Below are 12,193 nucleotides of genomic sequence, written 5' to 3' on the forward strand. Positions count from 1 at the left end.
CATTTTCCTATGCTTCAGGGTAGTTGATGATCACCAGCATTTTCGCCGGCTTGTCCGAGGCGTTCACCAGACCACGTCCCTCGTTGGGCGGAAAACTGATGCTCTCACCTGCGTGGATCACGTACTCTTTGCCATCCTTGTCTGTCACTGTCATCTCGCCTTCCAGAACGAAATACACCTTCTCCAGCGGATTGTCTTCGTATGCCCAGTCAGCACCGCCAGCTGGCTCAAACTCGGAGATTCCGATCCAGAACTTCTCTGCTCCGGTCTCATCCTTTCCGTGATACCGCTTACAAGTCACTCCAAAATGCCCTGGCGGAAAATAAGGCTCCAGCTCTTCATAGGTTCTCTTGATCATGATTGTACCTCCTTACATGTAGATAATATGAGATCTTTAAATACGATTGATTATGCTGATTTGTGCTCTGCCGCATGGTCCTTGTTGAACTTATACTCGTTCAGGAAGGAGACGAGGACGGAGACAAGCACTGCGCCACCTGCGAAGATCATGTAAGCGACACTCAGATTGCCGATGGCGTTGGTTACGATACCGTTGACAACAAAGCACCATGCCGTGACGAATCCCTGGATCGGGAAGACCACGGAATTAACTTTGTCAAATCCCTGACGTCCAAACACGGAGGTGGGCAGCGAGGTGGTGAAATTGGCCGAACCGCCGATTCCCATGCCAATCATAAAGATGGAGAGATAGAACAGAGGCCCTACCTGTCCACCAGCCAGTACGTTGATCACCAGTGCCGCCGCATACCAGAGTCCGAATCCCTGCATGGTTCTCTTGGTGCCGATCTTGGTATCAATGAGGCCGATGAGCCAGGACCCGAACACGCCAACCAGAGCGACCACGGTCATCAGAGTCAGTGCTCCAGCCTGAGACATACCGAAGTCACGGATATTGCGGGTAACAAGCTGCTGCATGACACCGACGGAACAGATCTGGAAGAGACCTGTGTAAAGTGCAACCAGCCAGGTTTCCTTGGTCTTCAGAAGTTTAGCGGTAGTCCAACCACCATCGTCATGCTTGGTATGGTATTCCGCTTCATAGACTTCGTTGGAGACATTGTCCGGATTCATGCCCCTCTCCTGAGGAGTGTCTCTCATGGAAATCAGACCCACAACACCCAGAATCACACAAGCCACGCCAATTGGAATAGATGCGGTGTTGATACTTCCAAAGGCGGCAACCAGCCCGGTGAGCAGAGCTACATAGGAAGCTGAAGCCAGATTGTGCCCCATGGTGGTATATCCCATAACGATTCCCTTCTTCTTCGGGAACCAGGTAGCTACCAGAGTGCCGCCGGCCACATAACCAGCAGACATCATACCGGTTGCACAGATAGTCATAGCCACAAAATACACAGCTATAGATGTTGCATTACCGCAGATAACGTAAGCGATACCGCTGATGATGGTAAAGATACCCGAGGTGTATCTTGGACCGATCCTTCGGTTGATCTGTCCTACCAGGATAAATCCCAGGACAGCCAGCATTCCAGCGTATCCATTGGTCTGGATCACTGTACCAGGTTCCACCCCAATGTTAGCTGCAGCAGTTGGTGCCAATACATTCGTGCCGTCGTTGATCATCCCAACATAGAAATAGAACATGAGCAGACAATAGAGGATTGTCCCCCATCCGGCTTTTCCAAAATCGTTCAATGACTGTTTCTTGGTCATAATCACACTGTGTGGTTCCTCACCACTTTTCCTTTCTTCTTAACATAGTACATTCTCCTTCAATAAACTGCTTCAATACACTCCTTTCTAAATGTTACATTTAATCTTTGCAATTCCCATGCCAAATAAATTAATCGTTCATTTTTCAACATTACACAAGTGGTGGCCCGAAATCGAAAAGTTGTAAAAAAGCGACATGTCTTTAATTCACATCATCATACGATGCATTATAAAGACATGTCGCTTTTCCAATAATTCCGCGAAATATTTATTTATGTAGTTTTCTGTAAAGCACGCTTCGGTGGATACCCAGCTTGGCAGCAGTCTTGTTCACTGAACCCCCGCACTCTTTCATGATTTTCTTGATGTATTCTGCTTCTGCGTATCGTATGAAATCTTTCAGACTGCCGAACTCCCGGATCTGCAGTCCCTGGGGTCTCCCTGTAGCATCAAATTCGCCATACTCCGCTGTAGGAATTGGCGTGAATAACAATTCATTGCCGGGACTGACCACATAGATCCTCTCCACAACATTCCGTAGTTCCCTGATGTTTCCCGGCCAACTGTATTCTTGCATGGTATGCACCGTCAGGTCCGCCAGCACCTTGCTGGTGCCATACTTGTTATTCAACTCCTGAAGGAACATCTCCGCAATGGGGATGATATCTTCCCTTCGCTCTTTCAGCGGAGGGAGTTTGACCGTAAACACACTGAGCCGGTAATACAAATCCTCCCGGAAAGTCTTCTTTCTGATCAGTTCCTCCAGATCGCTGTTGGTGGCACAGATCACCCGTACATCCACGGGAATGTTTTCCAGGCCGCCAACCCGACGGATCTCTTTGTTCTCGAGAACACGCAAGAGCTTGGATTGGAGGGCGAGTGACATCTCCCCAATCTCATCCAGGAACAGCGTTCCGCCTGAGGCCGCCTCCAGGAGCCCGATCTTCCCGCCCTTAATGGCGCCGGTAAACGCACCACCCTCGTATCCGAACAGTTCGCTCTCCAGCAGAGATTCCGGCATGGCGGCACAGTTGATGCTGATATACCCGTTCTCAGCCCTATCCGATTTTTCATGAATCATCTGGGCGATCATATCCTTGCCGGTACCGCTCTCTCCAAGGATGACAACACTATACTCAGTAGGAGCGATGGCCTCGATGGTGGTCATGATGTTCTTCATGACAGGACTGTTCGCTACAAGCACTCGCTGGTCCTGTAAACGATGGTAGTCCAGTTCTCTCTTCAGACGGGTGTTCTCTATGCGGTCCTCGTTGATGATCCGTTCCCACTCCAGATTGCGCTTGGCAGTCATATTGCTGGTCACTACCATGGTGACGTTTCCCATTTCGTCCAGGATAGGCACACTGTTGGAATAGACCTTCATATCCACGTTGCCTCCCAACGCACCGACAAATGGTTTTTTGGTGCGGATCGCTTCCATTACAGTGGATCTCTCATAGACGCCTTCCTCTAGCAGGTCTTTCACATTTCTGCCCGGAAGCTCCTCACAGGGCATTCCAAGACGACGGCCTGCGACCTTGTTGGCGAACAGGATGTTGCCTTCCCCATCTGTCACAAAAATCGACTCCTCGTAATAGTCGTGTAATGCATCGACCAACTCCTTCAGATCCATTACTGCCCCCCTGTCCATTTTCATCTGTTTTTATCAGAGTAACATATAATAACGCTAAGCGCAATCACTATCTGACCTGGTCAGGACGATGATAGACACCACCACGATGATCATGCCGATAACCCCAGGCACGGTGGGGATCTCCGCATACAGAAAAAGCCCGAACAGCAGTGCGGATGTAGGCTCTGCACCACTGGCCAGTATGGAGACCACCCCCGCATCCGCATACTTCATGGAAACGGTATATGACAGGTTAGGGAGCAGCGAGACCACCACCGCATGGGCGACCATAAACATCACCCCTGTCCCGGGGCGATCTGCAACGAACTGCAGGATCATATGGTGATCTGCCAGCGGGATCATCAGGAGCACAGCCAGTGAGCAGGTGTAGAAAGTCACGGTCAGTGGATGCACCTTCCGCTTGTCCGCCAGTTCGTTGGAAGACAGCACATAGGCCGCATTACTCAGGGAGGCCCCTACGCCCATGAGGAGGCCATAAACACTCCATTTCAGACCTCCTGTATCCAAAATGCCGCTGAGGAGGAAACACCCCACCAGCGCTCCCAGCATGCAGAGCACCCGGATGCGGGTGATCTTCTCATGGAAGAGGATCGAGCCCAGGATAATCACGAACACAGGTGCTGTACAGAGCAGGATCGATGCCAGGGACATGCTCAGAAGATTGATGGCTACGTTGTAGCAGATATTCATGAACACATACCCGGAGATGCCACAGATAGCCAGAAAAGGCAGATCCCCTGCCCTGATCCGGAAAAGACCCCTGTCGTAGACCAGCAACGTCAGCATGAGCAGCAGCGCTGTGATGACCAGTCTGGAAAAGGTGATAGTGATATTGTCAAACCCCGCCTCATACAGGACACGGACAAACACCCCCGCTGACCCCCAGCAGGTACCGGAGAGGATGGGGAGAAGAAGGGCGATTCTCTTCATTCAGATACTCCTTGATGATTGACATGTGAAAAACAGCCCCCTGTCCGGGGGACTGTCTCGTTCGATAGATTCTGGACTCTCTACTTCCAGGTGAGCAGTTCCTCTACGCTCTTACGCTTGGGTGCCTGGGGCTCGATTGCCGGATGGCCTACTGCGATCAATGCCGCCGGAACCTGCCCTTCTGGCACATGCACTGTTTCTGCCAGCTTCTGCTCATCAAAGATGCCCATAACGACGGTACCCAGCCCCATGTCGTGGGCAGCCAGACAGAAGGTCTGTGCCGCCATACCGGCGTCAAACACCTCCCACTTGTCCCCCTTGCTGGTGGTGGGTTCTCCGTTCCGCTCATAGCCTGAGATCCCGTGCTTATAAGTCATGACCATCAGGACCGGACAGTGGCGAATGATCTTTCCGTTGCTCTCAAAACCAAGTACGCAGTTGTCCGCAATCTGTTCCTTCAGCCCCTGGTCTGCCACGGTGATATATCGGGTCACCTGGGTATTTTTCCAGGACGGCGTGTAGGAGGCCAGCTCCACACACTTCTCGATCTCCTCCCGGACGACGACCTGGTCGGTAAACTTACGGATGCTTCTTCTTCCTAAAATGCAGTCTCTTGTTTCCATCGTATACCTCCACTCGCCGAATAGTCTACCATACTCTCGCAAGGATTGCAATGCCGTACGTACGGATGATCCTCAGGACCTTTTCCTCTCCACAGGTGACGGAAGCAGATCGGTCATGCTGGCCAGACCGGTGACCACCGTCGATCCATTATGGAGGAGCGCGGAACTGGCCGGCTGCAGCACCCCCAGGGTCCCCAGCAGGATCAGGATCCCGTTGAAGGAAATGATGAACCTGTAATTGCCGTTGATCCGATCCATGAGAGCCTCCGCAAGACGCCGAAGCACCACTACCTGCTCCAGGCTTCCTGAAGCGATGGTAACGTCCGAGATCTCACGGGCGATGGCGGCACCATCGCTGATGGCGATCCCAACATCTGCTTCCGACAAGGCGGGAGCATCGTTGACCCCGTCACCGATCATGATGACCTTACGTCCCGCAGTGCGTTCTTCTTTGACGAACGCTGCTTTGTCTCCCGGGAGCACCTCCGCGCGATACTCATCCAACTGAAGCTTCTCCGCGATGGCCGCCGCTGTGCGCTCGTTATCTCCGGTCATCATGCAGACCTTGCTGATCCCCAACCCGTGAAGTTGATCGATCACCACTGCCGCTTCCTCGCGAAGCGGATCAAAGATGCAGAGGACCGCCTTCAGCCTTCCACCGACCGCCAGATAAAGATGGCTGTACTCCGCCGGTAGTGCTTTCAACCTGCTCCTCTCTCCCCTGGGCACCACGGTCTTCTCGTCTTCGAACACAAAGTGATAGCTGCCGATGATAGCCTTCTTCCCATCGATGGTACTGGCGATCCCGTGGGCGACCACGTAGTTGACATTAGAATGCATCTCCTCGTGGGTTATGCCCCGGTCCAGAGCTTCGTTTACCACAGCGTTGGCTACAGAATGCGGATAGTGCTCTTCCAGACAGGCAGCGATACGCAGGCATTCCTGCTCCTCCGCCCCATCGAAAGTGATGATCTCTGCTACGGAGGGCACGGCGTGCGTCAGTGTGCCGGTCTTGTCGAATACGATGGTATCTGCCTCAGCGATGGCTTCCAGGTATTTCCCTCCTTTGACGGTGATGTCCTGGTTCCCAGCCTCCCGCAATGCGGACAGTACCGACAGGGGCATAGACAGCTTAAGCGCGCAGGAGAAGTCCACCATCAGAAACGCCATGGCTCTGGTAACATTTCTGGTCAGTAGCCAGGTAACCACCGTCCCAGCCAGGGACCAGGGAACCAGGCTGTCCGCCAGATGAAAGGCCCTTTCCTCCGTTTGGGACTTCAGCTTCTCCGACTCCTCGATCATCTTCACCACCTGGTCGTACTTGCCGCTGCCGGCCGACTGGGTGACTTCGATCATACATTCGCCCTCTTCCACCACGGTGCCGGCATAGACATAGCCGCCGGGACGTTTCACCACGGGAATAGATTCTCCTGTCATAGAGGCCTGGTTCACCGCGCACTCTCCCTTCACGACTCGTCCGTCCAGAGGAATGATCCCGGCGGTGTGCACCAGGATCCGGTCGCCTTCCCTCACCTCGTTAACACCCACCAACACGCGCTGCTCGGCACCACCCTGGGAGGAGTCCTCCGGAAGCACCTTCCAGACCTTGTCGATCTTCAGGCTCATGTTCCGGGCAAGGTCCGCCACTGACTTTCGGTGTGTCCATTCCTCCAGAAGTCCTCCGACCTCAAGCAGGAACATGACTGACCCTGCCGTGGAATAATCGCGACGGAGCATGGATGCTGTAATGGCGGCAGCATCCAGGACCTCAACCTTCAGATGACCATGACATAGAGATCGAAGCCCCATGCGCAGGAACTTCATACTCTTGTACGCGTTCCAGAGGAGCTTCCAGCGGAAAGGAAACAACGTGTCTCTCACGACCTTCCCCGCCGCCTTCATCACCAACTGTTGTTCATACCTGCGGTTCATGGCCCTTCCCGAGTTCTCCGGTACCATCTCCCGCAGACGCGCATCCCCGAAGGTGAACGCTTCCATGGCCTTTGCCAGATCGGCTTTGTGCCCTGTCTCGCGAAAGAACACGGTGGCACACCGCGTCCTCTCGTCGACTCTGGCCTCTCGCACAAAGCCCAGCGCCCCCAGATAGCACTCCAGTACGTCCGCATCCACCATGGACATCCGCGTGACCGGGATCCTGTACCTGATGCGACGCATGGACTCGTGCAATACCGTTAGCCTCATTTCTTCGCCCTCTCTTCTGCCGCAGCTGCCTCTACCATGGCCTTCGCCTCTTCCAGCTTCTCCGCTGCAGTTTCCGCTGCCTTTTCCTCGTTGATGATCTGAGCATCCTCGTAGATATCCTGACAGTTTTCTTTCAGGGTTGCCTGTGTCTCCATCACCTTGTCTCTGCCGCGCAGTACCAGAGCGGTACAGTCTGTGTAGATCTTCTTGGCACACTTGCTGGTCAGGGCAGCGACTCCAGCGGTCACGAACAATGCGCCTCCTGCGGCAAACACGGCTTTGTCTAAGTACTTCATCTCGTTCAGTCTCCTTTTTAGTATTTAGTTAAGATAGGTTAATTATAATTAAACGCTTCTAATTAGTAACCTCTAACATTATACACTGTCCGGGATGTTATGGCAAGAAGGAAATCCTCCCGCTCTTGCACAGGCAAGCGTCCGTGTAGTATACTGGTAGCCGAAAGGAGTCACATTATGGCTATACTCACAACGCTGTGCTATCTGGAACAGGACGGGAAATACCTGATGCTCCACCGCACCAAGAAAGAACACGACATCAACAAGGACAAATGGATCGGCATCGGCGGGAAGTTCGAGCCGGATGAGAGCCCGGAGGACTGCATGCTCCGGGAGTTTCGCGAGGAAACGGGATGCGAGTTGACCGACTACCGGCTGCGTGGGATCGTCACCTTTCTCTCCGGGGATGGACTGACGGAATACATGTTTCTCTATGGGGCTGCTGGGTTCAGTGGAACCTTGCAGGACTGCGACGAAGGAGAGTTGATCTGGGTAGAGAAGGAGAAGCTGCGCGACCTGTACATCTGGGAGGGAGATAAGATCTTCCTGGATCTCATGGAAAGCAGCCAGGAGTTCTTCTCACTCAAGCTGGTCTACGACGGGCAGGAAGGGCTGGTGGAAGCGGTGCTGGACGGTAAGCCGCTATAGACCCCCGTTTCTGCCATCAAAAAGGACGATCGTGCTTCCACATGGAAAACGATCGTCCTTTTCTGATACTTTCTAGATGGCCTCCCCGAGGCGTTTCATTCCATCTACCGCAGGCGTGTTCTTCACTGCGCCCGCATCATGGATGCCTGGAACGACGATATGCCCCTTGTTGTCCAGAGCCAGAAGGTCTGCGATCTTGTTGTAATTGGCAACGGCTGCGTCGAAGATCGAAGTATCCGGTCCCCCCGCGACCATGACCAGGAAGCACTCCTTGGGGCCGATGGGCTGCGCGCCGTTGTAGAAGCAGTACATCTTATCGATGGTGGCCTTCAGCTGGGCCGGGAAGGAGAACCAGTAGACCGGCGAGAAGATCGCCAGCACATCGGCTTCCTTCAGGTAACCCGCGTACTCCTCAAAATCATCCACATAGGAACATGGATGCCCGGAGCTGAAGCATGTCTCACATGCAACACACCCTGAGACGTTCTTACGGCCCGCGTCAAAGCGGAAAACCTGGTTGCCGGCTCTCTGGGCACCCTCGATGAAAGCCTCTGCCAAAATGTCTGTATTGCCGCCCTGCCGGGGACTCCCCGTCAGAACCAGAATCTTCTTACTCATATGATCACCTTCAAAAAAACATGTGTGGGCAGGAACCTCCCACCCACACATAAGCTAATGGCTTGAATTAACTTCTACTCTTGCCTGTCGGTTTATTTCTCTGGGGAAGGCAGAATGCTCTCGACCTCAACGTGCGGTCTCGGGATTACGTGAACGGACAGGAGCTCGCCAACTCTCTGAGCAGCTGCAGCACCAGCATCAGTAGCAGCCTTGACAGCGCCTACGTCTCCTCTTACCATAACGGTTACCAGTCCGCCGCCGACGAACTGTCTGCCGATCAGGTAAACGTTGGCTGCCTTAACCATAGCATCTGCTGCCTCGATGGATCCGATGAGTCCCTTGGTTTCGATCATTCCTAATGCATCATACTTAGCCATTTTAAATCCTCCTAAATATTCTTGTAAAGATTATATACTAAATTCTGTAAATTTTCAACTATTTTATTAGCTTGAAATGAGATTTTGAGCTGATGCCAAAGGCATTGGCTTCCTCTGTATCTACATGGCATTCCAGGGCGCTGGAGTCATTGGCTCTGATGAGCACGTTATTCATGATTCCACCACGCTCACCGCCGAATTCCATGGAGACGATGTCGCCGTCCTTGACACCGAATCTGGCTGCATCTGCCAGAGACATGTGGATGTGCCGCAGTGCCACGATGGTTCCTTCCTTCAGAACCACGCTGCCCTTAGGCCCTACCAGTGTCACGCCCGGAGAACCAGCCAGGTCACCGGACTGCCTCACGGGTGCCTTCACACCCAGTTTGAATCCGTCTGCAGATAGGATCTCTACCTGTGTCTGCTTTCTGACCGGACCCAATACTCTGACCTTCTCGATAGCGCCCTTGGGGCCTACCACGGTCAGGGTCTCCTTGCAGGCGAACTGTCCCGGCTGTCCAAGATCCTTGATGTTTGTTAGCTCATAGCCAGCGCCGAACAGCGTTTCCAGATCAGCCTGGGAAAGGTGCAGGTGGCGGTTGGATACGCCTACCGGGATATCTGTCAGACCCTCCGATCCGCAGGATGCTCCCGTTGCTGCACTGGCCTTGGCTGCCTGTACAAGCTGCATGATCAGTTCTTCGTAGTTAGCCATCGTTTACTCTCCTTTCAGAGCCTTTACCATGGAGTCGATCATCGCGTTCAGCTGTGCGGTGTCGATGGGCTTGTCGTCCACTGCCGGAGCTGCGGCCGGAGCCGGTGCTACCGGAGCTGCGCTTTCATAAGCACCCTGCAGCTGCTGCGGGGACGGAGCATTCTCGATGCCTACTGGTGTGAACGGTGCGCATGCTCCGCAGGTCGGGCTGTAACCGATGTAAGCCGGAGCGGGTGCTGCGGCCGGTGCCGGTGCTCCTCCACCGATCTCAGGATGGTTGAAGGTCGGATCCAGCTCTGCCAGACGTGTCGCATCGATGATGCCGTAAGCCACTCTCTTCACGTTGATCAGATGCATCGGGGATACGTTCTCGGAGACCGAGCTTCCGCCCCAGGTTCCGCAACCCAGTGTGAAGGAAGGAGCAAGTCCTGTGCTGGCACCTACGCCGCCCATGCTGCCGCCGGTATTGACCAGGATTCTGGAAGCCGGCTTGGCGGAGAATTCCATGACCATGTTTCTGTCATTGGTATGGATGCTCATGGTGTGGCCGATACCGTTCTGCAGAAGCTTCTTGCTCAGGTCGCATGCCTCGTGCCAATCCTTGACACAGTAGAAAGCGAGTACAGAAGTCAGCTTCTCGAAGGACAGCGGATATTCTTTACCTACGCCGCCCTGAGGTCCGATCAGGACTCTGGTGTTGTCAGGAACGCTGATGCCAGCTGCATTGGCGATAACCAGCGGGGATCTTCCAACGAACTTAGCGCTCATGGAAGTGGTGCCCGGCTTGAACAGGAGCTTGCAGACCTTGGCGGTCTCTTCCTCGCTCATGAAGTAGCCACCCTGCTTCTTGAACTCAGCGATAACCTGATCTCTGTTGCATTCCTCGACGATGACGGACTGCTCGGATGCGCAGATGGTACCATAGTCGAAGTTCTTGGATGCCAGAATGTTTGCCACTGCCTTGGAAACGTCAGCGGTCTTCTCGATGTATGCCGGAGAGTTTCCTGCGCCTACACCCAGTGCCGGCTTACCAGCACTGTATGCCGCCTTGACCATTCCCGGACCACCGGTAGCGATGATCATCTTTACGTTAGGATGATGCATCAGCTCGTCGGTTGCCGGCATGCTGGGCATGGTGATGCAACCGATGGTGTTTGCCGGAGCGCCTGCTGCCTCTGCAGCTTCCTTCATCAGCTGTGCAGCTTTCATGGTGCACTTCTTGGCGGAAGGATGCGGCGAGAAGACGATGGCGTTTCTAGCCTTTACAGCTATGATGGACTTGAAGATGGCTGTGGAAGTCGGGTTGGTGGAGGGAACGATTCCCATCAGCAGACCGACCGGCTCAGCGATCTCGATTGTTTTGTTGACGGTGTCCTCACGGAGAACGCCAGTCGTGTTCATGTCTTTGATATAGTTGTACAGAACGGTGGATGCGAAGTGGTTCTTGTAGGTCTTGTCTGCGACTTTACCGAACCCGGTCTCCTCAACTGCCATCTGAGCCAGCTCATAAGCGTGCTCCTCAGCAACCTTCACCATGTTCTGGATGATCTTGTCGATCTGTTCATGTGTATAGGTTGCGATCTGTTCTGTAGCGATCTGGCCCAGTCTGGCCAGGTCTCTTACTTCCTGTATGGAACGAAGATCATAATCCATGTTCTCCATTATGCAGTACCTCCTTGTTAGCTATGGGTTTTACTTCTTGAAGAATTCCTCGAACTGCTCAATGAGACTGTTCTTGTTGGCGTGCGTGATCTCTCTTCCTGCGATTGGGAATTCACCGTTGTATTCGCGTGCGAGTGCTCTCAAATCAACGACTCTCTTCTTAGAAAGGATCTCCTTTACGACGCCGGGGCCCTTCTCCTTTACGATCTGATCCAGGAATTCTCTTGTCAGATTCTCCGGGATCTCGATAGAATCAATAGTTTCTTTGACGTCTTCGGCTGGCGTTTCTGGAGTTTCTACTATTTCCTTTGCTTTTTCCTGAGGCTCTTCTGCAACAGGCACTTCCTCTACAGGGTCTGCTTTCGGTTGTCTGCGAAAGGGTTCTGTCGGCCCTCCATCCTCGTCGTCATCGCCGTCAAAATTCTTTAATTTCCTATGGCTAGATATGTGAGACTCCTCATCGTCATCGGGGTGGATCTCTTCGCCATCCTCAGGGATCCTGTTGACGATAAGTCCGCTCAATGTCGAATGCGGTCTAGGAATAACGTGTGTCGAGATGATCTCGCAACCCATTCTCTGAACTGCGGAAGCTGCTGCATCTACGGATGCCTTACAAGCCGCAACATCTCCTGCGATGATGATCGTAACGAGTCCGCCCTTGACGAAGCGTCTCTCGATCAGAGTAACCTCGGCTGCCTTCAGCATAGCATCGGCACTCTCGATGGCAGGAACCAGTCCTCTTGTTTCAATCATTCCAATTGCTTTCATAATGA

The 12,193-nt window shown here is 53.3% G+C and carries 13 protein-coding genes; 1 reads left to right on the plus strand and 12 read right to left on the minus strand.

All coding sequences use genetic code 11. The features are described from left to right. Window positions 1–7: 7 nt before the first annotated feature. From P156_RS0103750 to P156_RS0103780, 7 genes are all read right to left on the minus strand, one after another. Window positions 8–358, minus strand: a complete 351-nt coding sequence (locus P156_RS0103750) for a cupin domain-containing protein (RefSeq protein ID WP_027868986.1) — start codon at window positions 356–358, stop codon at window positions 8–10. A 50-nt stretch (window positions 359–408) separates the two neighbouring features. Further along, on the minus strand, window positions 409–1,695 hold the full coding sequence (locus P156_RS0103755; protein WP_027868987.1) for a nitrate/nitrite transporter: 1,287 nt from the start codon (window positions 1,693–1,695) through the stop codon (window positions 409–411). 268 nt (window positions 1,696–1,963) lie between these two features. Beyond that, window positions 1,964–3,352 carry a sigma-54-dependent Fis family transcriptional regulator gene (locus P156_RS0103760; protein WP_034802185.1) on the minus strand — a complete coding sequence of 463 codons (1,389 nt, stop codon included), beginning with the start codon at window positions 3,350–3,352 and terminating at the stop codon, window positions 1,964–1,966. 30 nt (window positions 3,353–3,382) lie between these two features. Then, entirely contained in the window at window positions 3,383–4,279 is an 897-nt protein-coding gene (locus P156_RS11450; RefSeq protein WP_034802187.1) for a DMT family transporter, read from the minus strand. 80 nt (window positions 4,280–4,359) lie between these two features. Beyond that, window positions 4,360–4,902, minus strand: coding sequence for a nitroreductase family protein (locus tag P156_RS0103770; RefSeq protein WP_027868989.1), 543 nt, complete (start codon window positions 4,900–4,902; stop codon window positions 4,360–4,362). A gap of 72 nt (window positions 4,903–4,974) precedes the next feature. Next, window positions 4,975–7,104, minus strand: coding sequence for a heavy metal translocating P-type ATPase (locus tag P156_RS0103775; RefSeq protein ID WP_027868990.1), 2,130 nt, complete (start codon window positions 7,102–7,104; stop codon window positions 4,975–4,977). Further along, window positions 7,101–7,400, minus strand: coding sequence for a DUF6110 family protein (locus tag P156_RS0103780; protein ID WP_034802189.1), 300 nt, complete (start codon window positions 7,398–7,400; stop codon window positions 7,101–7,103). The genes P156_RS0103775 and P156_RS0103780 overlap by 4 nt, the downstream gene beginning before the upstream one ends. 177 nt (window positions 7,401–7,577) lie before the next feature. Between P156_RS0103780 and P156_RS0103785 the strand changes: the two genes are divergently transcribed. Then, entirely contained in the window at window positions 7,578–8,048 is a 471-nt protein-coding gene (locus tag P156_RS0103785) for an 8-oxo-dGTP diphosphatase (RefSeq protein ID WP_027868992.1), read from the plus strand. A 72-nt stretch (window positions 8,049–8,120) separates the two neighbouring features. On the opposite strand, the gene P156_RS0103790 is transcribed toward P156_RS0103785, so the two are convergent. The 5 genes from P156_RS0103790 to P156_RS13680 all read right to left on the minus strand — a co-directional run bounded on the left by P156_RS0103790 (window position 8,121) and on the right by P156_RS13680 (window position 12,188). Further along, window positions 8,121–8,666 carry a flavodoxin family protein gene (locus P156_RS0103790; protein WP_027868993.1) on the minus strand — a complete coding sequence of 182 codons (546 nt, stop codon included), beginning with the start codon at window positions 8,664–8,666 and terminating at the stop codon, window positions 8,121–8,123. Window positions 8,667–8,758: 92 nt separating this feature from the next. Beyond that, window positions 8,759–9,043 carry an ethanolamine utilization microcompartment protein EutM gene (gene eutM / locus P156_RS0103795; RefSeq protein ID WP_027868994.1) on the minus strand — a complete coding sequence of 95 codons (285 nt, stop codon included), beginning with the start codon at window positions 9,041–9,043 and terminating at the stop codon, window positions 8,759–8,761. Window positions 9,044–9,101: 58 nt separating this feature from the next. Then, a complete protein-coding gene (locus P156_RS0103800) occupies window positions 9,102–9,758 on the minus strand; it encodes a phosphate propanoyltransferase (RefSeq protein ID WP_027868995.1) in 657 nt (218 codons plus the stop codon). 3 nt (window positions 9,759–9,761) lie between these two features. Then, window positions 9,762–11,420 (minus strand): acetaldehyde dehydrogenase (acetylating), encoded by a 1,659-nt coding sequence (locus P156_RS0103805; RefSeq protein WP_027868996.1) that lies wholly within the window; start codon window positions 11,418–11,420, stop codon window positions 9,762–9,764. 30 nt (window positions 11,421–11,450) lie between these two features. After that, complete coding sequence (locus P156_RS13680; RefSeq protein ID WP_027868997.1) at window positions 11,451–12,188, minus strand: BMC domain-containing protein; 738 nt, start codon at window positions 12,186–12,188, stop codon at window positions 11,451–11,453. Window positions 12,189–12,193: the final 5 nt, after the last annotated feature.

This window comes from Eubacterium sp. AB3007 (assembly GCF_000688015.1).
Taxonomy (GTDB): Bacteria; Bacillota; Clostridia; order Peptostreptococcales; family Anaerovoracaceae; genus Aminicella.

Bases quoted from the DNA above. Each gene is read 5' to 3' on its own strand.
- P156_RS0103750 (WP_027868986.1), bottom strand. From the start codon at position 358: ATGATCAAGAGAACCTATGAAGAGCTGGAGCCTTATTTTCCGCCAGGG.
- P156_RS0103775 (WP_027868990.1), bottom strand. From the start codon at position 7,104: ATGAGGCTAACGGTATTGCACGAGTCCATGCGTCGCATCAGGTACAGG.
- P156_RS0103785 (WP_027868992.1), top strand. From the start codon at position 7,578: ATGGCTATACTCACAACGCTGTGCTATCTGGAACAGGACGGGAAATAC.
- P156_RS0103755 (WP_027868987.1), bottom strand. From the start codon at position 1,695: ATGACCAAGAAACAGTCATTGAACGATTTTGGAAAAGCCGGATGGGGG.
- P156_RS0103760 (WP_034802185.1), bottom strand. From the start codon at position 3,352: ATGAAAATGGACAGGGGGGCAGTAATGGATCTGAAGGAGTTGGTCGAT.
- P156_RS11450 (WP_034802187.1), bottom strand. From the start codon at position 4,279: ATGAAGAGAATCGCCCTTCTTCTCCCCATCCTCTCCGGTACCTGCTGG.
- P156_RS0103805 (WP_027868996.1), bottom strand. From the start codon at position 11,420: ATGGAGAACATGGATTATGATCTTCGTTCCATACAGGAAGTAAGAGAC.
- P156_RS0103790 (WP_027868993.1), bottom strand. From the start codon at position 8,666: ATGAGTAAGAAGATTCTGGTTCTGACGGGGAGTCCCCGGCAGGGCGGC.
- P156_RS0103770 (WP_027868989.1), bottom strand. From the start codon at position 4,902: ATGGAAACAAGAGACTGCATTTTAGGAAGAAGAAGCATCCGTAAGTTT.
- P156_RS13680 (WP_027868997.1), bottom strand. From the start codon at position 12,188: ATGAAAGCAATTGGAATGATTGAAACAAGAGGACTGGTTCCTGCCATC.
- eutM (WP_027868994.1), bottom strand. From the start codon at position 9,043: ATGGCTAAGTATGATGCATTAGGAATGATCGAAACCAAGGGACTCATC.
- P156_RS0103780 (WP_034802189.1), bottom strand. From the start codon at position 7,400: ATGAAGTACTTAGACAAAGCCGTGTTTGCCGCAGGAGGCGCATTGTTC.
- P156_RS0103800 (WP_027868995.1), bottom strand. From the start codon at position 9,758: ATGGCTAACTACGAAGAACTGATCATGCAGCTTGTACAGGCAGCCAAG.